Raw genomic sequence first — 26,115 nt, 5'->3', positions numbered from 1 at the left:
TCCCGCGTGACGGGTGCCGGCACAGCCTGCTTTTTCGGCATTTGTCACGTATTTTCACGACGCTCAATCTTGATTTAGCGTCTTGACAGATCAAGGTATTTTCACGGAAATGGTCATCCGCACGCTCCCGGGTCCTATCTCTCGATGATCAAATCCGAACTTGTTCAGCGTATCGCCGAGCACAACCCGCATCTGTACCAGCGGGATGTCGAGAACATTGTGAATGCGATTCTCGAAGAGATCGTAGCGGCCCTCGCACGCGGTGATCGCGTCGAGCTGCGCGGCTTCGGTGCCTTCTCGGTCAAGCATCGCCCTGCACGCGCCGGACGTAATCCGCGCACCGGCGCTCATGTGCCTGTCGACCAGAAGAGCGTCCCGTTCTTCAAGACCGGCAAGGAAATGCGCGAGCGGCTGAACCGCGACCATCCGGATCCCGGCGCGGCAGATTGAGCCGGGCATCAGGATTTTCTGCGGTCGCGCATGATGCGGCCGCAAGCTTGATTCAAGGCGAGCGAAGCGAGATGCGAAAGTTCCTGACCGCGCTGATCGTGATTCCGCTGGGCCTGCTCCTGCTGGTTTTCGCCGTCGCCAACCGGCATTTCGTCACCGTCTCCTTCGATCCCTTCATGTCGGCCGACCCCTCGCTGTCGGTCACCTTGCCGCTGTTCCTGCTTTTGATCCTGGTCGCTGCCCTTGGCGTGCTGACGGGTGGATGCGCAGTCTGGCTCGGCCAGTGGCACTGGCGGCGCGCGGCGCGCCGCAATGAGGCGGATGCACGCGCTGCCAGGGGCGAACTGGCCGATCTGCGGGCCCAAATGGCGGCGGCAAGGCCCGAGTCCCAGCGCCTCCCAGTCCCTTCGGGGGTCGGCCTTTATGGGCCCATCGGGCGAGACAAGCAGCGCGCGACGTTGTAGAAGCGGCCGCAATCGAAAGCCCTGTTTTCCGGCCGCGGGCCCGCGGCCTCCATCCGCTTTGAGACCATGTCCCTGCTCGTCAAAATCTGCGGTCTGTCCACGCCCGAGACGCTCGAGGTGGCGCTCGAGGCGGGTGCCGACATGGTGGGTTTCGTGTTCTTTCGGCCGTCGCCGCGGCACCTGTCGCTGGAAGCGGGACGCGATCTCGGGCGCCAGGTGAAGCGCCGTGCGCTCAAGGTCGCGCTGATCGTCGATGCCGACGATGCCATGCTCGACAACATCATGGACGCGCTGGCGCCGGACATTCTTCAGCTCCATGGCAAGGAGAGCGTGGCGCGGCTGCGCGACATCAAGCAGCGGTTCGGCCGTCCGGTGATGAAGGCGGTGCCGGTCGCCACATCTGCCGATCTCGCGGTGCTGCCCGGCTACGCCGCAGTCGCCGACCGCATCCTGTTCGATGCGCGCGCACCGAAAGATGCAACCCGCCCCGGTGGTCTCGGCGCCCCCTTCGACTGGCACCTGCTCCAAAATCTCGATGTGAGCCTGCCCTATATGGTCTCGGGCGGGCTTCACGCCGACAACGTTGCGGAAGCCCTCCGCGTCACCGGAGCCGGCGGCGTCGACGTCTCCTCCGGTGTCGAGAGCGCTCCGGGCGTGAAAGATCCGGAGATGATCAAGGCCTTCATCCGCGCCGCGCGCGCCAGCCAAGATACGAGCCAAGAGTTGAGTGTCCGATGAACGTCGCCAAACCCAATTCCTACCGTAGTGGCCCCGACGAGCGCGGCCATTTCGGTATTTTCGGCGGCCGCTTCGTCGCCGAAACCTTGATGCCGCTGATCCTCGATCTGGAGAAGGCCTATACCGAAGCCAAGGCCGATCCGGCGTTCCAGGCCGAGATGAACGGCTACCTCAAGACCTATGTCGGCCGGCCCTCGCCACTCTATCTCGCTGAGCGCCTGACCGAGCATCTCGGCGGCGCCAGGATTTATCTCAAGCGCGAGGAGCTCAACCACACCGGCTCACACAAGGTGAACAATGTGCTCGGCCAAATCATGCTGGCGCGGCGCATGGGCAAGAAGCGCATCATCGCCGAGACCGGCGCCGGCCAGCACGGTGTCGCCACCGCGACGCTGTGCGCGCGCTTCGGCCTCGAATGCGTGGTCTATATGGGCGCCGTTGACGTCGAGCGGCAGCAGCCCAACGTCATCCGCATGGAGATGCTGGGCGCCAAGGTGATGCCGGTGCAGTCAGGCACGCGCACGCTGAAGGACGCCATGAACGAAGCGCTGCGCGACTGGGTCACCAACGTGCACAACACGTTCTATTGCATCGGCACGGTGGCGGGCCCGCATCCCTATCCGACGCTGGTGCGCGACTTCCAGTCGATCATCGGCAACGAGACCAAGACGCAGATGCAGGAGATCGAGGGCCGCTTGCCGGACTCGCTGGTGGCCTGCATCGGTGGCGGCTCGAACGCGATGGGCCTGTTCCATCCGTTCCTCGATGATCCCTCCGTCGAGATCTTCGGCGTCGAAGCCGCCGGCCACGGACTCACGCAGCTGCACGCCGCCTCGATCGCGGGCGGCCGTCCCGGCGTGCTGCACGGCAACCGCACCTATCTTCTCATGGATGCGGACGGTCAGATCCAGGACGCGCATTCGATCTCGGCCGGTCTCGACTATCCCGGCATCGGCCCCGAACATTCCTGGCTGCACGAGGTCGGGCGCGTCAAATATCTCTCCGCGACGGACGACGAAGCACTCGCTGCGTTCCAATTGCTGTCGCGGCTGGAAGGCATCATTCCGGCGCTCGAGCCGGCGCACGCCATCGCCAAGGTGATGGAGCTCGCGCCGAAGCGGCCTCGGGATCACCTGATGGTCGTCAATCTGTCCGGCCGGGGCGACAAGGACGTCCCGCAAGTCGGCGACATCCTGAGGGGCAAGAAGTGAGCACGCGTATCGACACCCGTTTTGCCGAGCTTGCGAAGCAGGGCCGCCCGGCCTTCGTGACCTTCCTGATGGCCGGCGACCCTGATGCGGCGACGTCGCTCGAGATCATCAAGGCGCTGCCGCGGTCGGGTGCCGACGTGATCGAGATCGGCATGCCCTTCACCGATCCGATGGCCGATGGTCCGTCGATCCAGGCCGCGGGTCTCCGCGCGCTCAAGGCCGGCATGACGCTGAAGAAGACGCTAGAGCTCGTGCGCGGCTTCCGCAAGGACGATAACGCGACGCCGATCGTGCTGATGGGCTATTACAATCCGATCTACATCTACGGCGTCGACAAGTTCCTGGCTGACGCGAAGAGCGCAGGTGTCGATGGCCTCATCATCGTCGATCTGCCGCCGGAGGAAGACGACGAGCTGTGCCTGCCGGCGATGAAGGCCGGCCTCAACTTCATCCGCCTGGCGACGCCGACCACCGACGACAAGCGCCTGCCGGCCGTGCTCGCCAACACATCGGGCTTCGTCTACTACGTCTCGATCACCGGTATCACCGGAGCGGCGGCTGCGGACTCCTCGGCGGTGAGCGAAGCCGTTGCGCGCATCAAGCGACATACCAAGCTGCCGGTCTGCGTCGGCTTCGGCATCCGCACGCCGGAGACAGCCAAGGCGATCGCCTCGCACGCCAATGGTGCGGTGGTTGGCACAGCACTGGTGGATGCGCTCAAGAACAGCCTCGATGCCGAGGGGCGAGCGACCGATAAAACCGTTGACGCCGTCGCCGAGCTGACGGCGGCCCTGGCCCAGGGCGTCAAGGGGGCGCAGCAAGCGGCGGAATAGGCCATAGTTCCGCTTTCCGGGCAGGCGACACGGCAGCTTGCCGGGCAGCGGCCCGGCCGCCATATATTCTACAGGCGACCCGCGAGGCGGGTTCGCGCATCGGAGCAAAGCATGAACTGGCTTACCAATGTGGTCCGGCCGAAGATCCGCAACATGCTGCGGCGGGAGACGCCGGAGAATCTGTGGATCAAGTGTCCGGATTCCGGACAGCTCGTGTTCTACAAGGACGTCGAGGCCAACCAGTTCGTCATCCCCGGCTCGAACTACCACATGCGCATGGGCGCGGTGGCGCGGTTGAAGTCGATCTTCGACAACGAGACCTGGTTCGACGTCGCGCTGCCCGAGGTCACGCCCGACCCGCTCAAGTTTCGCGACGAGAAAAAATACGTCGACCGCATCAAGGATGCGCGCGCGCGCACCAACCTCAACGACGCGATCAAGGTCGGCTACGGCAAGCTTGAAGGCTCCGCCGTCGTCGTCGCCGTGCAGGACTTCGATTTCATGGGCGGCTCGCTCGGCATGGCCGCGGGCGAAGCCATCGTGCGTGGAATGGAGCTCGCGGTCGAGAAGAAGTCGCCATTCATCGTGTTTGCCGCATCGGGCGGCGCGCGCATGCAGGAAGGCATTTTGTCGTTGATGCAGATGCCGCGCACCACGGTGGCGGTGCAGATGCTGCGTGAGGCAAAACTGCCCTATATCGTCGTGCTGACCAATCCGACCACCGGCGGTGTCACCGCGTCCTACGCCATGCTGGGCGACGTGCACATTGCCGAGCCCGGCGCGTTGATCGGTTTCGCCGGCGCGCGCGTGATCGAGCAGACCATCCGCGAAAAGCTCCCCGAGGGGTTCCAGCGCGCCGAGTATCTGAAGGAGCACGGCATGGTCGACATGGTCGTACATCGCCACGAATTGCGTCCGACCCTGGCGCGGCTCTGCCGCTTGCTGACCAAGGCGCCGCCGCAGGAAGGCGCATCGAGATCGGTGCAGCCGGTCGCGAGCCCCGCGCAGATCGTATCGGCCGCCGAGACGGCGCCGGCTGCGCCCCACGCGTGAACGCCTCCTCTGACAGCACAAAGCCGCCGCTCGGCGAACTGATCGGGCGGCTGTCGGCCCTGCATCAGAAACGCATCGATCTCGGGCTCGAGCGGATGCATCGTCTGCTCGCGCGGCTCGGCCATCCCGAACGCAAGCTGCCGCCGGTGATCCACATCGCCGGGACCAACGGCAAGGGCTCCACGCTCGCCTATCTGCGCGCGACGCTGGAGGCCGCAGGCTTGCGCGTCCACGCCTATACCTCACCCTATCTCGTCCGCATCAACGAATGCTTCCGGCTCGGTCGCGTCGGCGGCGGCGTGCTCGTCAGCGATGATGAACTGCGCACCGCTCTGGAAGAGATCGAGCGCGCCAATGCCGGCGAGGCTGCGACATTGTTCGAGCTGAAGACCGCCGCGGCCTTTCATCTGTTCGCGCAAAATGCGGCCGACGTGGTGCTGCTCGAGGTTGGTCTCGGCGGCCGGCTCGATTCGACCAATGTGGTCGATGCGCCGGCGGCCTGCGTGATCACGCCTGTCAGCATGGACCACATGGACTTCCTCGGCGACACCCTGGCATCCATCGCCGGCGAGAAGGCCGCGATCATCAAGCGTGGCGCGCCCGTGATTTGTGCCGAGCAGGCTGCCGAGGCGATGACCGTGATCGAAGCACAGGCCAGGCGCATGCGTGCGCCGCTGTTTGCGGCGAACGAAAGTTGGCACGTCAATGTCGAGCGCGGACGTCTGGTCTATTCTGACGATCGCGGCCTGATGGATCTTGCGGCGCCGCGCCTGTTCGGCCGCCACCAGTTCGACAATGCCGGCCTTGCAATCGCGACGCTGCGCGCCGTCCCGGCGTTCAAGGTCAGCCAGACGGCGTTCGAGGCCGGTATCGTCGGGGCGGAATGGCCGGCACGAATGCAGCGCATCACCTCGGGGGAGCTGCTCTCTTGGGGACCGCAGGGCTCGGACATCTGGCTCGATGGTGGGCACAATGCTGAAGGCGGCCGCGTGGCCGCCGCCGCGCTCGGTGATCTCGAAGAGCGGGTGTCGCGGCCGCTGGTCGTCATCGCCGGCATGATGGCCAACAAGGATGCGCAGGGTTTTCTTGCCAATTTCGCCGGGCTTACCCGTCACATCATCGCGGTGCCGATCCCTGATACCGAGAACGCGATGCCGGTCGACCGCCTAGCGGACGCCGCGCGCAGCCTCGGCATGCGTGTGGAGCCCGCGCCCGGCATCGAAGCTGCGCTGCGCGCATTGGCGAAGCTCGCCTACGAGGTGCCGCCGCGCATCCTGATCACCGGCTCGCTGTATCTGGCCGGCCACGTGCTCGCAATCAACGGCACGCCTCCTGCATAGCGACTACGGTGACCACGATGCGTTTTGCTGCGATTGCCGACGTCCACGGAAACTACCTCGCGCTCGAAGCGGTGCTCGCCGACATCCGCACACTCGGCATTGCCGACATCGTCAATCTCGGCGACATGCTGAGCGGGCCACTCGATGCTCGCAGGACGATCGAGATCCTGATGAGGATCGACGCCGTGCACGTGCTTGGCAATCACGATCGCTATCTGCTCGACCGCGCTCCGGAAAAGATGGGCTCGTGGGATCGCCCCGCCCATGCGCAGATCGACGCCGCGCAGCTCGACTGGCTGCGCGCGCAGCCGATGACACGGGTCTTCCGAGAACAGGTGTTCCTTTGCCATGCGACGCCCGGCAGCGACGAGGTGTACTGGCTCGATACCGTGCGTCCCGACGGCACGGTCGCGCTATCGCCGCTCGATCGCATCGAACCATTCGCGCAAGGCATCACGCAATCCTTGATCCTCTGCGCCCACACCCACCTTGCGCGGGCCGTGCGCCTGCCCGACGGGCGGCTGATCGTCAATCCCGGCAGCGTCGGCAGTCCCGGCTTTCGGGACAAGCATCCATTCCCGCATGCCGTCGAAGCCGGCACGCCGCACGCGCGTTATGCCGTTCTCGAGCTCGCTGACGGCGCTTGGCAGGTGACGTTCCGCCACGTCGCTTATGATCACGAGGCCATGGCCGCGCTGGCGCGACGCAACAATCAGCCCGAACTGGCGAATGCGCTGGCGACGGGGTGGATCAAGTAGCTGCGGCTACGTTCACTTCAATAATTTCATCGGATCGGCCACTTTCTGCATCAACTGCTCGAATGTGCATTGCCGTGGTGCCTTGTCGGGACGCCAGCGCAGGATCGAGGTGCCGTGGCGAAAGCGTTCTCCGCTGAAATGGTCGTAGCAGACCTCGATCACCAGCTTCGGCTTGAGCGGACACCATTTGGCCGAGCGCTCGGTGGACCAGCGGCTCGGTCCGCCCGGGGCGTTGCCGGTGAAACCGGGCTCGCCAATCAATGCCTCCAGGCGATCGGTCAGCGCCGGCTTCTCCTGCGCCTTGATGGCCGAGGTGAAGCCGACATGGTGCAGCAAGCCATTGTCGTCATAGAGCCCGAGCAGCAGCGAGCCGACCACGTTGCGTCCGCCGATCTTATTGCTGGCATAGCGGAAGCCGCCGACCACGCAATCGGCGCTGCGAAACTTCTTGATCTTCTGCATGCCCTCGCGCGTTCCCGCCTGGTAGGGCAGGTCGATGCGCTTGGCGATGACGCCGTCCGAGCCGCCGCCCGACTGCGCCAGCCATTTTTGGGCGGTGGCGTAGCTCGTCGTCGCCGGCGAGAGATGGAAAAGGCTGTTCTTCAAATGGTCTTTCGCAAATGCTTCCAGGAGCGGGCGCCGCTCGCTCAGCGATTTTCCGGCAAGCTGCTTCTCCTTGGCCGTTTCGAGCAGGTCGAAGACGAGGTAGAGCGCCGGCGTATCCTGCGAGAGTTTCTTCACGCGGCTTGCGGCAGGATGGATTCGTTGCAGCAATGCGTCGAAGGAAAAGCCTTTACCGTGCGGCACGACGATCTCGCCGTCGAGCGTGAAACGATCCGCTTTCAGGCTCAGCGCGGCGGCGACGATCTCAGGAAAATAGCGCGCGAGATCCTCGCCGGACTTCGAGCGAAGATCGACGTTGCTGCCACTGCGCGCCAGCAAGCAGCGGAAGCCATCCCATTTCGGCTCGTACTGCCATTCCTTGCCGCGCGGGATCGCCTCGACCGACCTCGCCTCCATTGCTACGAGAGAGGCCGATTTTCGGGCGCGTTTTGCGGGAGGGGCTGGCAAGGGCTGGGACTCGTCCTACGCTGAACATGTCCCGTCAACGCAAAGCGGCCGGCTTTCGCCGGCCGCTTTCGAAAATAATCCTGCGCGAGGCGGATCAGACCGCGGAGGTGATCCACTGCTGAAGCTTCGCCTTCGGCGCCGCGCCCACTTGGCGGGAAGCCATCTCACCGCCCTTGAAGATCATCAGGGTCGGGATCGACATGACGCCGTACTTGGACGCGGTCTTCGGACTCTCGTCGACGTTGAGCTTCACGATCTTGACCTTGTCGCCCATCGCGCCGGCGATCTCGTCGAGCGCGGGCGCGATCATGCGGCAGGGGCCGCACCATTCGGCCCAGAAATCGACGACCACGGGGCCGTTCGCCTTGAGCACTTCGGTTTCGAAATCGGCGTCGGAAACCTTGCTAACGGCCATTGGAGTACCTCACTCGGTTGAAAGAATCGGCGCGACCTGGAATCGCGCTTGGGATCATGAGGTCAACCTATGAACGGCCCCTTGCCGGGTCAAGGACGCTCACACCGAGATGAAGGGATGCCAGCGCCGCGTCCAGCGCGGGGGCCGAAATCTCCATATATTCAAGGGCCTCGGTCCAGAGCAGGACGGCGCGGACCAGCTTTTGGGGATAAAGCCGCGATAGCACCGCCCGGTACAGCGCGAGCTGCCGGACATAGGCGGCGGGTGCCTCGGCCGCGCTTCCGGGCGCCGCCCGGTTGGTCTTGAAGTCGACGATCAGGACCTCCTCGGGGCGAACGACCAGCCGGTCGATCTGCCCCGACACCAGCGCCGGGGCGCGGCCCGGCCGCTCCAATTTGCCGGCGATGGCAACCTCGGCCCTGCTGCCGGCGGCAAATACCGGGGCGAAGCGCGGCTCAGTGATCAAGGCGAGCACCTTGTCGGCCAGCGCGGCGCGGTCGGCCTCCGGCCAGTCCGAGGCGTTGCGGGCCATGAAGTCGCGTGCGGCCTCGCGCCGGCGCTCGGCGGCAATGTCGGGCAGCGATTGCAGCAGGCGGTGCACCAGCGTGCCGCGCTGCAGCGCCAGCGCGCGCGACTGCACCGATTCGCCTGATCGTACGCTGCGGCCCTCTTCGGCCGACTGGCCCGAGGGGCGCAGGGCATCATCGTCGACGATCTCGCGCGGAGCCGGCGCCCGCAGCCAGCCCGGCAGCGTGATCGTCTGGCGGACCGATGCCGCCGGTGCGCCCAGTGCCACGATATCCTCCGGCCGCGAGAACCGCGTCACCTTGCCGAGCGGCGTCTCGATGACCTGCTTGTCCAGGCCCGAGCCGGCGAGACCGGTGTCGACCAGATCGTACCAGCTCAGCTTGCGGACGGTCTTCATGTTGCCGGGCATGCAGCCGCCGACGATCAGGCGGTCGGCCGCGCGCGTCATCGCGACATAGAGCAGGCGGCGATACTCGTCCTCGGTCTCCTCCAGCATCGCCTTGCGCGCCTCGGCGACCGGCTTCGGGTCGTCCGCCTTGCGGCCGGCCCAGACCACCACCTCGCCGCCATTGCCGCGCGGCACATGGATCAGCCGCAGCCGCTGCGAGTCCGCGGGCGAGGACGTGGTGTCCACCATGAACACGACCGAAGCCTCCAGGCCCTTGGCGCCGTGCACCGTCATCACCCGCACCTCGTCGCGCGAGATTTCCATGTCGCGCTTCACCTCGGTGTCGGCCGAACGCAGCCAGGCCATGAAGCCTTGCAGCGAGGCCGGCGCCTTGCGCTCGTAGTTCAGTGCCAGCTCAAGAAATTCGTCGAGCGCATCGTTGGCCTCAAAGCCGAGCCGGCGCAGGATGCGCGCACGGCCGCCATCGCCGCCGAGCAGCCAGGCGTAGAACGCGAACGGCGTCTCCTCGCGCGCGCGTGCCTCGCAGGCTTCCAGGCGCCGCAATGCCGTGGCGAACTTCTCGCGTGTGGCTGCATGCTCGCGAAGCGCACGGCGCAGCGATGCCTTGCGATCCCAGGCGAGGGTAAAGAGGTCGTCGTCGTCGAGCCCGAACAGCGGGCTCTTCAGCGCCACCGCGAGCGCGAGATCGTCCTGCGGCAGCAGCAGCGCATCGGCGAGATTCATCAGATCGATGATGGCGATGTGCTCGGTGAGCTTGAGTCGATCGGCGCCGGCGACCGGCACGTTGGCATGCTTCAGCGCCTGGATCACGGCATCGAATGCGTTGCCGCGTCGCCGCACCAGGATCAGCATGTCGCCATAGCGCAGCGGCCGGCGTTCGCCTTCGTGCCCCGTCAGCGTGCCGCTCTCGACCAGCCGCTTGATTTCGGCCTGGATGCGGTGAGCGAGCTTTACTTCGGGGCTGGTGACGGCGACGCCGTCGAAGGGGGCGCGCCAGCCTTCGATATCCTGCCGATCGTCGGCCTCCGCGAGATCCCACAGCTCGATCACGCTCGGCCCTGCATCGGCGAGGGCGTTGTGCAGGGGGTGGCCGATCTCGACCGAATGGATGCTCTTGTAGATCTGGGGATCGCGGAAGACGTGATCGACCGAGTGCAGGATCGTGGCGCCCGAGCGAAACGAATAGGTGAAGGCGACCGGGTCGAATTTCAGCCCGGCCGCGGTGAACTTGCGGTGCAGCTCGCGCCGTCGGGCATCGAATTCGTGGGGAGCCGCGCCCTGGAACGAGAAGATCGATTGCTTCTCGTCGCCGACGGCGAAGATGGTGCGGTTCAGCCCCTCGCGCGCGCCTTCGCCTGCGGTGAACTCGGAGATGATGTGCGCGACAATGTCCCATTGCCGCGGGCTGGTGTCCTGGGCCTCGTCGATCAAGACGTGATCGACGCCGCGATCGAGCTTGTAATGCACCCAGCCCGCGGAGACGCGGTCCAGCATCGCCAGGGTCTTGTCGATGAGGTCGTCGTAGTCGAGCAGTCCGCGCTCCTGCTTCTCGCGGCGGTAGTTTTGGGCAGCAGCGGTCGCGATATGTAGCAGGGCCGCGGTGCGGTCGCGCATGGTCACCGCGCGGCGCTTCTCGATCAGCCCACCGAGCCGCTGCGCCTCGGCCTCGAACAGGCGGGCCACGGACGGGTTGTGATCGCAAAGCTTCTTGGTCAGCACCACCTTGCGCGGCAGCTTGTCGTCGGTAAGGAAGACGCAGAGATAGGCATCGACCTGCGCGCTGCCGGAAAAGACTTTTGCTTCGCGGAGCCGGCCGGCCTGGTCCTTGTCCGACTTGCTGCCGTCCTCCAGCGCAAGCGCGATATCGTCCCAGCGCGACCGCGGCAGGAAAGGGCCGTCGAGAATCTCCGTCTCGACATCCTCGATCTGGTCGCCCGCGTCGACTCCCAGCACAGCCGCCATCTGTTCGACCGCCGCTCCGGCATCGCCAGCTTGGTCGGTCCAGGCCATGAAATGATCGCGGCTGAGGCACGCCTCGCGTACGACCTCCTTGAAGGTGACGTCGGCGGCGCTCGCCATTGCCGTCAACAGTGCGCGGCCGGTGAGGCTCTCGGGATCACGCGCGGCCTCCAGCAGCACCCTCAGATTGGCGCGTTCCATCATGTCGGTCTGGTCGCGCTCGTCGATCACGGCGAAGCGTGCCGGCACGTTGGCTTCGAACGGGAACTGCTGGAGCAGGCGCGTGCACAGCGCGTGAATCGTTTGCACCTTCAGCCCGCCCGGCGTTTCCAGCGCGCAGGCGAACAGCTTTCGCGCCTCGCGCCGCAGCTTTGCACTGGGATGCGGGATGCCGACCGCGCGAATGGCTGCGTCGAGCGCAGCGTCGTCCAGCGTCACCCAATGACCGAGCGTGGTGAACACGCGCTCGGCCATGTTGGCGGCCGCGGCCTTGGTGAAGGTGATGCAGAGGATCTTTTCCGGCGGGACGCCCGCGAGCAGCAGACGGATGACCCGCTGCACCAGCACATGCGTCTTGCCCGAGCCGGCGTTGGCCGACACGAAAGCCGATGCGGTCGGATCGGATGCACGCGCCTGCCGCGCGCGCACCTCGTCGGGGATGGGGCGCGGTGCCTTCACCATTCCTCGATCCCCAATCCGCCGGCCGCCGACCATTCCTTGATCCGGGCGAGATCGTCATAGGTGCCGTAGCGGTTCGCCCACATCGGCAGGTTCAGCGAGGTATAGGCCTGGTTCTCGTCCTCGAAGGCGCGGATCAGCGCCTCCAATTTGGCGCGCGCCTCGGCCGCCGCGGTGTCCGGTGGTTGCGGCTCGTCGCCTGGCTTGAACTTGAGTTCGAGAACGCGCTCCTCGCCCGGTGGATTGTTGCCGCTGAGGCGGACATAGACGAGCTGGCTCACGGACGCGCCGGCCTCGATGTCTGGGAAGCCTCCCTCGCGCAGGATCGCAGCTTCCAGCGTGAGCTGGGGCGACAGGCCCATGCGGACCTGCTTGCCGGTGGGCGGCTGCCCGGTCTTGTAATCGAGGATGGCATAGCGGCCGCCCTGGCGCCGTTCGATGCGGTCCGCGCGCGCGGAGAGGCGGAAGCTGCGCGCGTTGTCGAGCGCGATCGAGATCTCGCCGTGGGTCTCTGCCGTGATGGCCTCGATCGCGTCGCGCCGCGCCGTCTCCCATTCGCCGAACCAGCGCGCGATGCGCTGGAAACGCGGCCACCACAGCGCCCGCGCCTCGGGCCGCTCCATCAGCGGGGCAAAATGTTTTTCGCCAATCGCGCGCAGCACGCGCGCGGGATCGTCGGGCAGGCGTGCCGCATAGGTTTCCGTGAACTCGCCGAGCGCGCCATGGATCGCCGAGCCGCGGTCGGCAGCCGAGAGCGGCATGTCGACCGGATCGAGTGCATCCAATCGCAAGATGCGTTTGGCGTAGATCGTGTAGGGATCGCGCAGCCAGTCTTCGATTTCGGTGACCGACATCTTGAGCGGCCGCGTCGCGCGCGGCGGTCGCGGCTCCGGCTGCTTGATCGGCCTGACCTCGTCGGGCTGGTCCATTGCGCCGGCGAACTGCACGTATTTCTCGCCGGCGCGAACTGCCGCGTTCCAATGATGGTCGCCCGCAACCGCCTCTAACCGGTGCAGGAAGCGCGACGCCACCGCCGGCGCGCCGCCGGCCTTGGCGGAATGGGTGAGGATCACCTCGTCGGCGCCGAGCAGCTGTGCGAAGTCATGCGCGGAGAGGCCGATGCGGCGCTCCGGCAGATCGAGACCGAGCTCGTGCCGCATCGGCCGGCTCAGCCAGGGATCGATGCGTGGTGCCGGTGGCCAGACGCCCTCGATCAGACCGCCGACGATGATGCGGTCGGCCTGCATCAGGCGCGATTCCAGGGGGCCGTAGATCTGCAGCCGCGCGCCGGGCCTATCCCGCCGCCGCACCGCGCGGTCGCCGAACGCGGTCTGGAAGACATCGGGATAGTCAGGCAACGGCACCATCAACCCGCTGGTCGTTCCGCCGCGCAGCAGATCGTCGAAGGCGCTGGCGAGGGCGAGGCCCTCGCGATCCTCGAAGGCGAGCGGAATGCCTTGCTCGTCGCGCGACAGCTCGATCAGGATTTCGCGATGCCGGTGCGCGAGCTCGGCGAAGTCATAAGGTTTTGATGAGGCCAGGCTCTCGATCGGCGCCAATGCGTGTCGCAAAGCATCGATCAGCGCCTGGATGCGATCGAGATCCTCCGCCTTGAGCCGCGCGCGGGGCTCCGCGCGATGGAGCGCGGAGACTTCGCTGCGCCACAGCTTTGCCAGCTCGTCGCGAAAGCGGTTGAATTCGCGCAACAGGCCGGCCGTGCCGGCGGGTGGGCGTGTGCCGCGCAAGACCGCGAGCTCGAGTCCCTCGATCGCCGCCTTCCATGCGCCAGGTAGCCGGCCGAGCCGGCACAGCGGATGTTTCAGCATCGCCAGGAGCGTCGGCGGCTCCAGGCCCTTGGTCGCGACCTCTGCTGCGAGGCGGGCAAAGACACCGGCCGACGTTTCCATCAACACGTCGCCGCCGGAATCGTCGAAGGCGAGGTCCCATCGGGTCAGCGCAGCCATTACCCGCCGCGCCAGCGCGCGATCGGGCGTCACCAGCGCCGCCGATTTGTCGAGATGCCGCGCCTCGCGCATCGCGATGGCGATCGCGAGGGCTTCCATTTCGGGGTTGGGGGCTTCCACGACCGCCAGGTTCTTCATGCCGCCAGCGATCTTTGCGGCGACATCCGGCTGCTTCAGCCGGTCATGCCAAACTTCCGTCTTGGCCGAGGGCCGCATCGATTCCGATGCGAGCAGATCGCGCCCGCCTTCTGCCGGCGGCTGGAGAATGTCGACGTCGCTGCGCTTGATGCCAAAACGCTGCAACAGCGCATGCATGGCATATTGCGGATGGTTCGACGCCGGATGCTCCGCGAACTTGCCGAGCGCATCGCGCACGCCGCCGATGGTGCGCCAGGCGTCCTCGTCGAGATCGGTGTCGAGGCCCGGCAGAACCACGGCGCCATGCGGCAGCAATGCGACCGCATGGAGGAATTTAGCGGTGGCCGGCATCGAGCCGGTTGAACCGGCCGCGATCACCGGCCCGTTCGGATGCGCGGTCAGCCGCCTGGCTTCCGCCGCGATGAGGAGATCGCGCCGTGCCGCCGGCTCGATCCGTTTGATCTCGGCGAGGTGGCCGGGCCAGGCAACGCGCGCGATGCGCAAGAATTCGAGCGAGTGCTGCCAGTAGCGGTCGAGATTATCAGGCACGAGCCCATCGAGCGCGCTCCAGTCGACACCGCGCGTCACCATGTCGTCGATCAGCCGTGCAAGATCGGACGCCAATGCAAGCGTCGAGGCGGGGCCGCCGACCACCAGCGGGGACAGCACCGGGCGCTTGGCCCAGGCCGCCACCAGTTGCGCAAGTGTCAGCCGCCGTTCGAGCTCGCCGAGCCGGGGCGGAATGTCGAGCGGCGTCGCGCCGGAGAACTGTTCGCCCTCGTCGGCAAAGGCGAGCTCGTCCTCGTCGATGTCGCCGAGTGCGACGATGCGCGGCAGCACCACAGCATCCGCCTTCATCTCGTCGAGGAAGATCTCGCGGACCACGCGCATCGCGCGTCGGGTCGGCAGGTACAGAGTCGCATCCGCAAGCCGCGCCGGTTCCTTGCGCGCCTCGAAGCCATCGGCCAGCCGGCCGTCGAGCAGGCTCGCGACGACCGTGCGCAGGAACGGAACTGAGATGGGAACGCTGAAAACGCGCATGGGCTGCCTGATTCGATCAGGCGCCAATATAGGGAGACAAGGTCAAATGGTCATGGGCCGAGGTGACGTCTTCCCCGCCGTTTGCGCGGCATCACCGTTCTCGTGCCCCGGACGCAGCGCAGCGCTCCTTCGATGCGCTGCAGAGCCGGGGCCCATCTCGCCGCCTTGCCTGTAGCTTTCTGGATCCCGGCTCAGCGGCGCACCGCTACGCGCTGCACCGCGTCCGGGACATGGAAGCAGCCCTAGGCCACGCTCTCCAGAAACGCCTCTTCAGCCGCATGCACCGCATCAGGCGTGCCGACATGCATCCAGACGCCGTCGAGCCGCAGGCCGAACAGCCGCTCCTGCTCGTTGGCGCGATCGAACATTTTTGTCAGCGAGAACTCGCCCCTGGGCGCATCGGCAAAGATCGCGGGCGACATGATCGCGGCGCCGGCATAGACGAACGGAACGACCTCCTTTTCCTTGCGCTTGCGCAAGGCCCCGTCGGGCAGCATGCCGTAATCGCCGCGGCCGCTATAGCCGATGCTGGTCGCGGTCGGCGCCATCAGCAGCAGAATGTCCATGCGCGCGGGGTCGAAGTTTTCCGCAAGCCGCGTCAGGTTCGAGCGCACGCCGTCGATCCACAGCGTGTCGGAATTGACGTGGAAGAACGGCGCGTCGCCGAGCAGCGGCAGCGCCTTCACGACGCCGCCGCCGGTGCCGAGCACTTGGTCGCGTTCGTCGGAGATGGTCACGCGCGGATGCTGGCGCGATGCGGTGTGATTGATGATCTGGTCCGGCAGATAGTGCACGTTGACCACCGCCTCGGTCACGCCGGCATGGCCGAGCTTGTCGAGCACGTGGTCGAGCAGCGGCTGGCCGGCCACCGGCACCATCGGCTTCGGCATCTTGTCCGTCAGCGGACGCATGCGCAGGCCGAACCCTGCGGCAAGCACCATGGCTTTGGTCGGTTTGACGGACATTCTCGCTTTCTCAAATCCCTTGATTTCGCTTTCGCGGCAATCCTAGCATGAGCCTCGGCCAGCCGCACCGCATCCCAACCGCCTTAATCGCCCGCCGTGACGGTTGTACGACGGGTGTTGCCGTCACGCCCCGATGGCGGTGGAGCGCACCTTTTTCTTCTTGTCGCCGAGCTTGAGGAAATTGACGCCGATCTGGTCGCCATTGACCCAGGCCAGCTCGCAGCGCCGGTACGCAAGTCCGGTGGACGACAGCAGGAGAAAAAATTCCTTCAGATGGAGGCCTTCGACCGAGCCGTCGATGGTCAGCTTGGCGCCGGTATCGGAAACGTCCTCCATGGTGCAGTCACGCCGCCAGGTGCCGTCGATGCCCATCATCTGGGCCGGAACCCCGCGCTCGAAAACGACCCGGTTATTGCCGCGCTGATCCGCTTTCGCCGTCATCACCCTTGCTCCAGCCCCGTAACGATCCGGCTGCCTCGCGGCCAGAATAGCGACATCTTGGCTAACGGCTGGTAAATCGGGCCCGGATCAGGGTTGCGGCGGCGGGACGTTGGCGAGATACCAGTCGCGCAAAGAGCCGAGCGCGGGATGCGCCAGCGAGCGTTGGAGATAGGTCCAGATCCGCGGCTGGTGACGCAGATAATGCGGCTTGCCATCGCGGCGATTCAGCCGGGCGAAGGTGCCGAGCAGGCGGGTATTCCGCTGCGCCGACATGATGGCGTAGAGCTCGGCGAAGCCGGCGGCGTCGAAGCTTGCGTCGCTGGCGCGGCGTGCCTTGATATAGCGCGACAGCAGCGTCAGCTCGAGGCTTTCGGGCACGTCGATGCGGGCGTCCTGGAGCAACGACACCACATCGTAGGATTTCGGTCCAAGCACGGTGTCCTGGAAATCGATCACGCCGACGCGTTCGATGCCGCTGCGATTCCCAAGCCAGATCAGATTGGGCGAGTGGTAGTCCCGGATGATCCACGTCCGCGGCGCCGCCAAGGGCTTCTTCAGCAGCTCGCGCCACATCGCGAGAAACTCGGCGCGCGCCTCTTGGCTGAGCGGAGCATTGCGATCGGGCAGATACCATTCCGGCATCAGGCCGATCTCGATCAGCAGCGCCTCGGCGTCGAAGACCGGTATCTCGTAGCTCTGGCCGGCGAGCGGTAAGGTTTCCGGCAGCGTCCTGCCGTGCAGCATGGCCAGCACATCGATCGCAGCCTCATAGCGTTCGGGAATCGGGCGCGGCGGATCGCCTTCGATCACGCCTTCGCTGCCGAAATCTTCGGTGATCAGAAAGCCGTGGTCGAGATCCGAATGGTGGATCGCGGGCGCAGAGATTCCCTGTGCACGCAGGCCTTCGTCGATGGCGACGAAGGGCTTTACATTTTCGGCGAGATGCACTGCGGCGCTGTAGGACTTTCCGTCATAAAGGGCGGCGCCGTCGGGGCGCTGCGGAAAGTTCATGAGAATGACGGTCTCGCCGTCGCGCAGCAGCCGCGCATAGGAGCGGGTCGAGGCATCGCCGGCCATGCGCCGACGCGTCGCGTCGAGATAGCCGGAGGCGTCGAGGAATTCGCGCAGGGCCTTCAGTCGCACGACTTGCGCGGCGCCCTTGCCGTAACCGGTGATGTCGGCCGCGCGCGCATTCGAGCCCAGCGCCGGCCGGTGCGTCAGCGCGATGTCGATGCGGTCTTCGGGCATCGCCGACGGCGCACGCTCTGGCCATTCGATCAGAACGAGGGTTGCGTCCGGCAGCGGCGACAGCCCGATCTCCTCGAGCTCGCTCTCGTCCTCGACGCGGTAGAGGTCAGCATGCATCACCGGGAAGGGTGGCAGCTCGTAGCCCTGCACCAGCGTGAAGGTCGGGCTCGGAACTTCCAGCGTCTCGTCACCGGCGAGATAGCGGATCAGGGCGCGCGCGGCTGCGGTCTTGCCGGCCCCGAGATCGCCAGTGAGCGTGACGGCGTCGCCGGGGCCGACCAGCAGCGCGAGGTCGGCCATCAATTGCGCGGTAGCCGTCTCGTTGTGGAGCGCGACGGAGAATGTGGTTGCTTCGGTCATTCGGCGGCGTCGCGATGCGCCGCCTGGTCGGTCGGGAAGTCGCAGATCACGACCGTGCCCCGGCCGACGATCGAGTCCACCCGTACTTTGCCGCCATGCAGCTCGACGAAGGAGCGCACCAGCGACAGGCCGAGCCCGGCGCCGCGGTGACGCGAGCCCTGCGAGCGGCTTTCGAACCAGTTGAACACCTTGTCCTTCATGTCGGCAGGTATTCCAGGCCCTGAATCTGTCACGGTGAAGACCACGCTGCGCTCGGTGCGGCGTGCGCTGATGCCGACGGTGGAATCCTGTGGAGAAAACCCGACTGCGTTGGCAAGGAGGTTATAGAGCACCTGCACCACGCGCTTCTCGTCGCCGATGAAGCTGCCGATGTCGGGCGCGATCTCGACCTTGAGGCGGATGCGGTCAGTGGCGAGGCGGTCCTGGATACCCTCGGCCGCGAGCTCGATGGCCTTGCTGACGTCGACCGGGCCGAGTTCCAGCTTCATCGCGCCGGCGTCGATGGTGGCGAGATCGAGGATGTTGTTGGTCAGCGCCAGCAGCGCATTGGTCGATTTGGTGACGTAGTCGAGATATTCGGCCTGCTTCGGCGTCAGCGGTCCGGTCGAGGGATCGCTGAGGAAATGCGCGAAGCCGATGATGGTGGTAAGGGGAGAGCGCAGCTCGTAGGAGACGTGGTGGACGAAATCCACCTTCATCTGGTCGGCGGCCTCCAACGCCTCGTTGCGCTCGCGCAGCGCGCGTTCGACATTCTCGGTGTCGGTGATGTCCTGGAACGTCAACATGGTCGCGCCGTCATGCAGCGGGCGGATCATGCCATCGAGCACGCTGCCGTCCTTGCGTTCCAGCTTCAGCGGCACGTCGGCGCGGTTCTCGATCGAGGTGATGGCTTCGCGGATCTGGCGCCAGACCACGGGATCATCGTAGAGCTGATGACACCAGCCTTCGACCGTCTGGATGTGCGGTTCGTCGCGCATGGCATCGCTGGACAGCTTCCACATCCGGACAAAGGCCGGGTTGAACAGCTGCGCCTTGCCGTTGCTGCCGAACACCGCGACGCCTTCCGCGAGGCTGTCCAGCGTCTCGCGCTGAACCCGGATCATGCCGTCGAAGCGGCGGGCGAGCTCGAGGCTCTCGGTGACATCGTCGAACAGATAGGTGACGCCGCCTTCGGGATTCGGCGTGGTGACGACGGAAAGCGCGCGGCCGTCGGGAAGGTACCAGGTGTCCTTGGCGGTCTCGACCGCGCGATAGGCTTCGTGCAGCTTGGCCTTCCAGGCGCGGAAGTCCGGCTGCTCCGGCAATTTGCGCGCGGCGCGGAGCTGGTCGAGCACACCGGAATCATCAGGGTTGGCGTCGAGGAAGGTGCGGTCGAGGTCCCACAGCCGCCGATAGGAATCGTTGTAGAAGGCGAGGCGCCGCTGGCCATCGAACACGGCAACGCCCGAGGAGAGCTGGTCCAGTGTGCGGCGATGCGCTTCCGCCATGCGTACGAGGGCCGAGCTCAGCGCGTCTGCCTCGCTGGCATCGATGGCGACGCCGACACTGCCGCTGCCGACATTGACCGCGCGCACGTCATACATGCGCCGCTCACCACCGATCACGATCGGCAGCCGCGAGGTGAAATTGGCGGCGTCCTTCAGCCCTCGGTCCATCGCGGTGCGGTTGGCGCTGTCGAGCAGCTCGAGCTTGCGCTCCTGGGCATCGATGATGCTGTTCGCCTCAGTCGCTCGGACATAGGCGGGGTTGGCGTAGGTCAGTGCGCCATTCTCCCCCTTGGCCCAGATCGGCCAGGGTGCTGCGGCGGCGAAGCCGCGCAGCATCTCGGTCTCGTCGGAGAGCGCCTTGTAACGCAGATTGGTCTCGGCCAGATCGCGCCGGAGCCCGGAGAGTTCGCGAATCCGCACAATGGCCTGGCCGCCGATGGCGCGGCCGATGGCCTCGAGCGTGTGGCCATGCGCAGTCGTCAGCGTCAGCTGGAACCCATCGCCGCGCTCGCGCAGCGCATCGACCGCATGATCCATCTGGAGCGCGGGTTCCGGCGGCAGCCAGGTTCCGAATGCGAGCACGCGTTGCGGCGAGGAATCGCGCGGCAGCACCATGGAGATGTCACCGGAAATCTGCGCGCGATTGTCGCCGGCCGCCCAGGAGATCAGGATCTGCGGCTCGGCGAACAGCAGGGCGCCGAAGCGATCGGCCTGAAGTTGCAGTTCCCCGATTCGCGCGCGCAGCCGCGCCTCGTTCTTCGCCGTGCGCACGCGCGTGCGCATCAACAGGATCGCGGCCATCACCGAGAAGCCGAGCAGGGCCAGCGCAGTGGCGAGCACCGCGAGTTCCTGCCGGTTGAAATCCAGCATGATGGAGAGAGTGTCGACGAGGTCGGCGGCCTCAGCCGGCGCAGCCGGCAGCAGCGCCGCCAAAGCGCCTCCCAACAAGCCGTTGCGCACCAACGATGTGCACGACAGCAGCGTCCGACGCATCGACACGATCACGCCTGACATAGTTGCCCCAAGATCGCACGGATTTGCGCGCGGCGACCCCCGTCGCGCGCGAATCAAAAGACAATACCCTCACCGTGACTCCGCCGGTAAGAGTCCAGATCGTGAACGCAAAGGCGGCCCCCCAAAAATGCCGGGCACGTTGTTCCAACGCACGTAGTTCTTCGGGTGATTCGGCCGGAGCTATCGTGCCTTAGCGGCCGGTCGAGCCGAAGCCGCCGGCGCCGCGATCGGTCGTCGACAAGGTCGCCACGGGAACCAGCGCGGCCTGCACCACGGGCGCGATCACCATCTGGGCGATGCGCTCGCCGCGCTTGATCACGAAGGGCGCCTGGCCATGATTGATCAGGATCACCTTGATCTCGCCGCGATAGTCCGCGTCGATCGTGCCGGGCGAGTTCAGCACGGTGACGCCGTGCTTGGCCGCAAGCCCCGAGCGCGGCCGCACCTGCGCCTCGTGCCCGGCCGGCAAGGCGATCGCGAGGCCCGTCGGTACCGGCGCATATTGACCGGGCGCGAGCGTCAAGGGCTCGCTGTCCGGAACCGCAGCCATCAGGTCGAGGCCGGCGGCCTCGGCGGTCTGATAGGCGGGCAGCGGCAGGCCATCGGCATGCGCGAGGCGTTGCAGTTCGACCGTGACTTTCGTGCTCAAGATGCCGGCTCCCGGGATTTGTCGGTCACGGTCCTTGCGACATGCGCGACCAGTTCGATGGCGACCTGTTCCTTGGTCATCACCGGCCAGGAATCAACTGCAAACTCGCCGTCCTTCGCGCCATTCTTGCGGCTGATCAGGTGCACGGTGTTGCGATCGCCGCCCATCACGCCGGTGGCCGGCGAGACGTCGTTGGCGACGATCCAGTCGCAACCCTTGCGGGCAAGTTTTGATTTGGCGTTGTCGATGAGATGCTCGGTCTCGGCGGCAAAGCCGATCACCAGCGGCGGGCGCTTGTCGGCCAGCTTGGCGATGGTGGCGAGAATGTCGGGGTTTTCGACGAGCTGAAGCGGTGGCATGCCGGCCGAGGTCTTCTTCAGCTTCTGTTCGCCCTCGTTGGCGACGCGCCAGTCGGCGACCGCGGCGGCGAAGATCGCGACGTCGACGGGAAGCGCCGCCTGCACCTGCTCCAGCATCTGCCGTGCCGATTCCACATGCTTCACCGTCACGCCCTGGGGATCGTCGAGGTCGACCGGACCGCTGACCAAGATCACCTCGGCGCCCGCGGCCTGCGCGGCGGCGGCAATGGCAAAGCCCTGCTTGCCGGAGGAGCGGTTGGCGATGTAGCGCACCGGATCGATCGGCTCATGCGTGGGACCTGCGGTGATGAGCACGCGCTTGCCGGCGAGCGGGCGCGGCACCGGCGGCCGCAGCAGCCGCTCGGCGGCATTGGCGATCTCGATGGCTTCCGACATGCGGCCGATGCCAGCCTCGCCGGCTTCCGCCATCTCGCCGGAATTGGGTCCGATCAACACCGCACCGTCGCGCTGAAGCTGCGCGACGTTGCGGCGTGTCGCCGCGTTGTTCCACATCAGCGGATTCATCGCCGGCGCCAGCAACACCTTGCGATTGGTGGCGAGCAGGATGGCGCTGGCGAGATCATCGGCATGACCGTTTGCCAGCTTGGCCAGGAGATCGGCGGTTGCCGGCGCCACCACGATCAGGTCGCAGTCGCGCGCCAGCCGTATATGGCCGGCGTCGAACTCGCTCTGCGGGTCGAACAGGTCGGTGTAGACGCGCTCATGCGACAGCGCGCTCACCGCCAGCGGCGTGACGAATTGCTGCGCCGCCTTGGTCAGCACGCAGCGAACCTCGACGCGGCGTTCCTTCAGCCGGCGGATCAGGTCGAGCGATTTATAGGCCGCGATACCGCCGCCGATGATCAGGGTGACGCTGGCTTCGGGAACGGCGCTGGTACGTTGTGGTGTCGGAGCTGAGGAGGATGCCGCAGGTGGGACCGCAAACGGCGTCAGCGGCTCCTCGCGGCCCTCGATCAGCTCCCGCAGGATGACCCGGACCTCTTCCTCGACCGACCTGCGGTTCTTGGCCGAGCGCAGCCGGAGATAGGTTTTGACGGCATCGTCGAGCTTGCGGATGGTCAGGCTTGCCATGACGCCCTCCAACACGGAATGATCGCGATGCTATCATTCGTGTGATTGCAGTGCAATCATAGATTCCGGACGGCGATCAGGATGCCGATGAAGGTCGCGGCGATGATCCAGAGCGCCACGGTGCGCCAGCGGTTCTTGCGGCCCTCGCTGCGGCCCATCGCCGCGATGCTCTCCGGCGACAGCCTTATGCCGTCCCGCGTCATGGTCTCGAGCTGCTCCAGCACCTTCACCGACCGCTCGGCGATCTCCGGCAGCCGCATCAGCACCCGCGCAATGTCCCCGGTGCCCGCCAGCGCGCCCTGGACCCGGCCGATCGGACCGAGGTTGCGCTCGATCCATTCGCGCACCACGGGGTCGGCAATCTTCCAGATATCCAGCTTGGGATCGAAAGCCCGCGCCACCCCCTCGACCACGACCATGGTCTTCTGAAGCAGGATCAGCTCGGGCCGCGTCGTCATGTCGAACAGGCCGGTGACCTCGAGCAGCAGCGTCAGCAGCCGCGCCATCGAGATTTCCTCGGCGGTGCGGTTGTGGATCGGCTCACCGATGGCGCGGATCGCTTGCGCGAAGTTCTCGACCGAATGATGCGCGGGCACATAGCCGGCCTCGAAATGCACCTCGGCGACGCGGCGATAATCGCGGGTGATGAAGCCGAGCAGGATCTCGGCGAGGAAGCGCCGCTCCTTCATGCCGAGCCGGCCCATGATGCCGAAATCGACTGCGACGAGACGGCCGGCATCGTCCAGGAACAGATTGCCCGGATGCATGTCGGCGTGGAAGAAGCCGTCGCGCAGCGCGTGCCGCAAAAAGCTTTGGATCACCTTGCGGCCGAGATCGGGCAGGTCGACCTGCGCCTCCGCAAGGCGCTTGTGATCGTTCAGCGCGATACCGTCGATCCACTCCAGCGTCAGCACGTTGTGTGTGGTGCGGTCCCAGTCGACGGCCGGCACGCGAAAATCAGGATCGTCGCGCGTGTTCTCCGCCATCTCCGACAGCGCGGCGGCTTCGAGCCGGAGGTCCATCTCCATCGCGACCGAGCGCGACATGGTGTTGATGACTTCGACGAGGCGCAGGCGCCGCGCCTCGGCCGAATAGGCTTCGGCCTTGTGCGCGACGAAGAAAAAGTCGGAGAGGTCGCGGCGGAAACGTGCGGCGACATTGGGCCGGAGCACCTTGATCGCCACCGGCCTACGGATGCCGCCCCGCAAGACCTCGCCGCGATGCACCTGTGCGATCGAGGCGGCCGCGACCGGCGGGCCGAAGCTTGCAAACACATCCTTCAGCGGCCGTTCCAGCGATATCGTGATCGTGGCTTCCGCTTCGGCTTGCGAAAACGGCGGCAGGCGGTCCTGGAGGCTTTCGAGGTCGCGCGCGATGATGACGCCGACGACGTCGGGGCGCGTTGCCAGGAACTGCCCGAGCTTGAGATAGGCCGGGCCCATTCGGGTGAGGGCGCGCGATATTCGCGGGCCGTGCTTGACGCCGCGCCGCTCGATCAGGCGCGCAAGCTTCAGCGCGAGTTGCCCGGGCGGCGGCACCAGGCTCGGATCGACCGAACCGAACACGCCCTCGCGCGCGAACACGAACGCGGCGCGGATCAGGCGCGAAATGTGGGTGATGGCAGAGATCACAAACGCCAGCCTGAATGCAGTGCGACGATACCCCCGGTGAGTGTCTGCCAGCTGACGCGAGAAAAGCCGGCGTCGCGGATCATGTCGGCGAAGGCGCCGGGCTTTGGAAACTTGCGGATCGATTCGACCAGGTACTGGTAGGACTCGGCGTCGCCCGTGACCATGCGGCCAAGCGGCGGGATCACCTTGAACGAGAACAAGTCATAGAGACGATCGAGCCCGGGCATTTCGACGGTCGAGAATTCCAGGCATAGGAAGCGGCTGCCCGGCTTCAGCACCCGATAGGCCTCGCGCAGCGCCAGATCGATCCGCGGCACGTTGCGGATGCCGAAAGCGATCGTGTATGCGTCGAAGCTGCGATCGGCAAAGGCGAGTGCTTCGGCGTTGCCCTCAACAAAATCGACCTGAGTCTCGAGATGCCGCTTGGCGGCGCGCTCGCGGCCGACGGCCAGCATGTCGGTGTTGATGTCGCAGACAGTGGCGTGGAAGCCAGCGCCTGCCGCCTTGGCGGCGCGGAACGAGATGTCGCCGGTGCCGCCGGCGACATCGAGCAGCGCGAACGGCCGATCGCTCCTCGGCGGGTCGAGCGCGTTGATCATGATGTCCTTCCAGACCCGGTGCAGGCCACCGGACATCAGATCGTTCATCAGATCATAGCGCGCGGCCACGCTGTGAAACACGTCGTTCACCAGCGTCTGCTTGTCCCCTAAGGGCACGTCCCTGAAGCCAAAATGCGTGGTTTCGCCCGGCCGATCCATTACTCTACTCCACTGGCGGACCATAGCGCGCCCGCCGCAATGGCGCTATCACACCGCTCTCATAAGGTGAATGCCCGACCATGCCTGAATTGCCCGAAGTCGAGACGGTCCGCCGCGGCCTTCAGCCCGTCATGGAGGGAGCGAAAATCCTCAAGGCGGAGGCCCGGCGGGCGGATTTGCGCTTTCCGTTCCAGCCGGACTTCGTCGCGCGGCTCAAGGGGCAGGTCGTCACCGGCCTCGGCCGCCGCGCAAAATATCTCATGGCCGATCTCGCCTCCGGCGACGTGCTCTTGATGCATCTGGGCATGTCGGGTTCGTTTCGTGTTATCAGACCGGACAACGACGCGCAGCCTGGCGAGTTTCACTATCCGCGAGCCAAGGACTCCGCGCACGACCACGTGCTGTTTCGGATGTCCTCCGGCGCCGACATCGTCTTCAACGACCCGCGCCGCTTCGGTTACATGAAAGTGATCGCGCGCGATGCGCTTGATGAAGAGCCGCTGCTGCGCGGACTCGGTCCCGAGCCGCTCGGCAACGAGTTCGATGCCGCGATGCTGGCGCAGTCCTGTGCCGGCAAGACCACGAGCTTGAAGGCGGCGCTGCTCGACCAGCGTGTGGTGGCGGGGCTCGGCAACATCTATGTCTGCGAAGCGCTGCATCGCTCGCACCTTTCGCCGCGCCGGATCGCCGCGACGCTATCGACCAAGAAGGGTGAGCCGACGGACCATGCCAAGCGCCTGGTCGGCGCGATCCACACCGTGCTGAACGATGCGATCAAGGCCGGGGGCTCGAGCTTGCGGGACCATCGCCAGACCTCGGGCGAGCTCGGCTATTTCCAGCACTCCTTCAAGGTCTACGACCGCGAAGGCGAGAAATGCACGATGCCTCGCTGCGGCGGCACGATCAAGCGGTTTACGCAGAATGGCCGGTCGACCTTCTGGTGCCCGAAATGTCAGAAATAACTCGGCCATGCTGATCGAGGTGTGGTGCGCTCCCTCTCCTGCAAGCTTTGCGGGAGAGGGTCGGGAGCTCGCGGCTACATCGGTCTCACCAACTGCCAT

Annotated in this window: 21 protein-coding genes; 9 read left to right on the top strand and 12 right to left on the bottom strand. The window is 66.0% G+C overall.

Annotated elements, in window-relative coordinates; genetic code table 11:
- Window positions 1–144: 144 nt before the first annotated feature.
- From IVA96_RS24925 to IVA96_RS24890, 8 genes are all read left to right on the top strand, one after another.
- On the top strand, window positions 145–450 hold the full coding sequence (locus IVA96_RS24925) for an integration host factor subunit beta (RefSeq protein WP_008539997.1): 306 nt from the start codon (window positions 145–147) through the stop codon (window positions 448–450).
- Between the two features lie 71 nt (window positions 451–521).
- Window positions 522–914, top strand: coding sequence for a lipopolysaccharide assembly protein LapA domain-containing protein (locus tag IVA96_RS24920; RefSeq protein WP_247276518.1), 393 nt, complete (start codon window positions 522–524; stop codon window positions 912–914).
- A gap of 66 nt (window positions 915–980) precedes the next feature.
- A complete protein-coding gene (locus IVA96_RS24915; RefSeq protein WP_247276517.1) occupies window positions 981–1,652 on the top strand; it encodes a phosphoribosylanthranilate isomerase in 672 nt (223 codons plus the stop codon).
- Entirely contained in the window at window positions 1,649–2,863 is a 1,215-nt protein-coding gene (gene trpB / locus IVA96_RS24910) for a tryptophan synthase subunit beta (protein ID WP_247276516.1), read from the top strand. The genes IVA96_RS24915 and trpB overlap by 4 nt, the downstream gene beginning before the upstream one ends.
- Window positions 2,860–3,696, top strand: a complete 837-nt coding sequence (trpA, locus tag IVA96_RS24905; protein WP_247276515.1) for a tryptophan synthase subunit alpha — start codon at window positions 2,860–2,862, stop codon at window positions 3,694–3,696. Before trpB ends, trpA begins: the two co-directional genes overlap by 4 nt.
- Before the next feature lie 111 nt (window positions 3,697–3,807).
- Window positions 3,808–4,749 carry an acetyl-CoA carboxylase, carboxyltransferase subunit beta gene (gene accD / locus IVA96_RS24900; protein WP_247276514.1) on the top strand — a complete coding sequence of 314 codons (942 nt, stop codon included), beginning with the start codon at window positions 3,808–3,810 and terminating at the stop codon, window positions 4,747–4,749.
- On the top strand, window positions 4,746–6,089 hold the full coding sequence (locus IVA96_RS24895; protein ID WP_247276513.1) for a folylpolyglutamate synthase/dihydrofolate synthase family protein: 1,344 nt from the start codon (window positions 4,746–4,748) through the stop codon (window positions 6,087–6,089). The genes accD and IVA96_RS24895 overlap by 4 nt, the downstream gene beginning before the upstream one ends.
- 17 nt (window positions 6,090–6,106) lie before the next feature.
- Window positions 6,107–6,847 carry a metallophosphoesterase family protein gene (locus IVA96_RS24890; RefSeq protein WP_247276512.1) on the top strand — a complete coding sequence of 247 codons (741 nt, stop codon included), beginning with the start codon at window positions 6,107–6,109 and terminating at the stop codon, window positions 6,845–6,847.
- A 12-nt stretch (window positions 6,848–6,859) separates the two neighbouring features.
- Here the strand turns inward: IVA96_RS24890 and IVA96_RS24885 are convergent, their stop codons facing one another.
- The 12 genes from IVA96_RS24885 to ubiE form a co-directional block, all read right to left on the bottom strand.
- A complete protein-coding gene (locus IVA96_RS24885) occupies window positions 6,860–7,867 on the bottom strand; it encodes an ATP-dependent DNA ligase (protein WP_247419829.1) in 1,008 nt (335 codons plus the stop codon).
- Between the two features lie 145 nt (window positions 7,868–8,012).
- Entirely contained in the window at window positions 8,013–8,333 is a 321-nt protein-coding gene (trxA, locus tag IVA96_RS24880) for a thioredoxin (protein ID WP_074121876.1), read from the bottom strand.
- A gap of 67 nt (window positions 8,334–8,400) precedes the next feature.
- Entirely contained in the window at window positions 8,401–11,910 is a 3,510-nt protein-coding gene (gene addA, locus IVA96_RS24875) for a double-strand break repair helicase AddA (protein WP_247276511.1), read from the bottom strand.
- Window positions 11,904–15,050, bottom strand: coding sequence for a double-strand break repair protein AddB (gene addB / locus IVA96_RS24870; protein ID WP_247276510.1), 3,147 nt, complete (start codon window positions 15,048–15,050; stop codon window positions 11,904–11,906). Before addB ends, addA begins: the two co-directional genes overlap by 7 nt.
- A gap of 242 nt (window positions 15,051–15,292) precedes the next feature.
- Window positions 15,293–16,015: a nucleotidyltransferase family protein gene (locus IVA96_RS24865; protein ID WP_247276509.1), complete on the bottom strand. Its 723-nt coding sequence runs from the start codon at window positions 16,013–16,015 to the stop codon at window positions 15,293–15,295.
- 123 nt (window positions 16,016–16,138) lie between these two features.
- Window positions 16,139–16,456, bottom strand: coding sequence for a PilZ domain-containing protein (locus tag IVA96_RS24860; protein ID WP_247276508.1), 318 nt, complete (start codon window positions 16,454–16,456; stop codon window positions 16,139–16,141).
- An 87-nt stretch (window positions 16,457–16,543) separates the two neighbouring features.
- Window positions 16,544–18,064, bottom strand: coding sequence for a tRNA (adenosine(37)-N6)-threonylcarbamoyltransferase complex ATPase subunit type 1 TsaE (tsaE, locus tag IVA96_RS24855; protein ID WP_247276507.1), 1,521 nt, complete (start codon window positions 18,062–18,064; stop codon window positions 16,544–16,546).
- A complete protein-coding gene (locus IVA96_RS24850) occupies window positions 18,061–20,565 on the bottom strand; it encodes a PAS domain-containing sensor histidine kinase (protein WP_247276506.1) in 2,505 nt (834 codons plus the stop codon). Before IVA96_RS24850 ends, tsaE begins: the two co-directional genes overlap by 4 nt.
- Window positions 20,566–20,755: 190 nt before the next feature.
- Entirely contained in the window at window positions 20,756–21,214 is a 459-nt protein-coding gene (gene dut / locus IVA96_RS24845; RefSeq protein WP_247276505.1) for a dUTP diphosphatase, read from the bottom strand.
- Window positions 21,211–22,665 (bottom strand): bifunctional phosphopantothenoylcysteine decarboxylase/phosphopantothenate--cysteine ligase CoaBC, encoded by a 1,455-nt coding sequence (gene coaBC / locus IVA96_RS24840; protein ID WP_247419818.1) that lies wholly within the window; start codon window positions 22,663–22,665, stop codon window positions 21,211–21,213. Before coaBC ends, dut begins: the two co-directional genes overlap by 4 nt.
- A 56-nt stretch (window positions 22,666–22,721) precedes the next feature.
- Window positions 22,722–24,296, bottom strand: coding sequence for a 2-polyprenylphenol 6-hydroxylase (gene ubiB, locus IVA96_RS24835; protein ID WP_247276503.1), 1,575 nt, complete (start codon window positions 24,294–24,296; stop codon window positions 22,722–22,724).
- Window positions 24,293–25,054 carry a bifunctional demethylmenaquinone methyltransferase/2-methoxy-6-polyprenyl-1,4-benzoquinol methylase UbiE gene (ubiE, locus tag IVA96_RS24830; protein ID WP_247276502.1) on the bottom strand — a complete coding sequence of 254 codons (762 nt, stop codon included), beginning with the start codon at window positions 25,052–25,054 and terminating at the stop codon, window positions 24,293–24,295. The genes ubiB and ubiE overlap by 4 nt, the downstream gene beginning before the upstream one ends.
- An 80-nt stretch (window positions 25,055–25,134) precedes the next feature.
- Between ubiE and mutM the strand changes: the two genes are divergently transcribed.
- Complete coding sequence (gene mutM / locus IVA96_RS24825) at window positions 25,135–26,016, top strand: bifunctional DNA-formamidopyrimidine glycosylase/DNA-(apurinic or apyrimidinic site) lyase (RefSeq protein WP_247276501.1); 882 nt, start codon at window positions 25,135–25,137, stop codon at window positions 26,014–26,016.
- Window positions 26,017–26,115 lie beyond the last annotated feature (99 nt).

The organism is Bradyrhizobium sp. 159, assembly GCF_023073795.1.
GTDB lineage: Bacteria > Pseudomonadota > Alphaproteobacteria > Rhizobiales > Xanthobacteraceae > Bradyrhizobium.
Note: the sequence above shows the minus strand (reverse complement) of the source record. Positions and strands in the feature narration are given on the sequence as shown.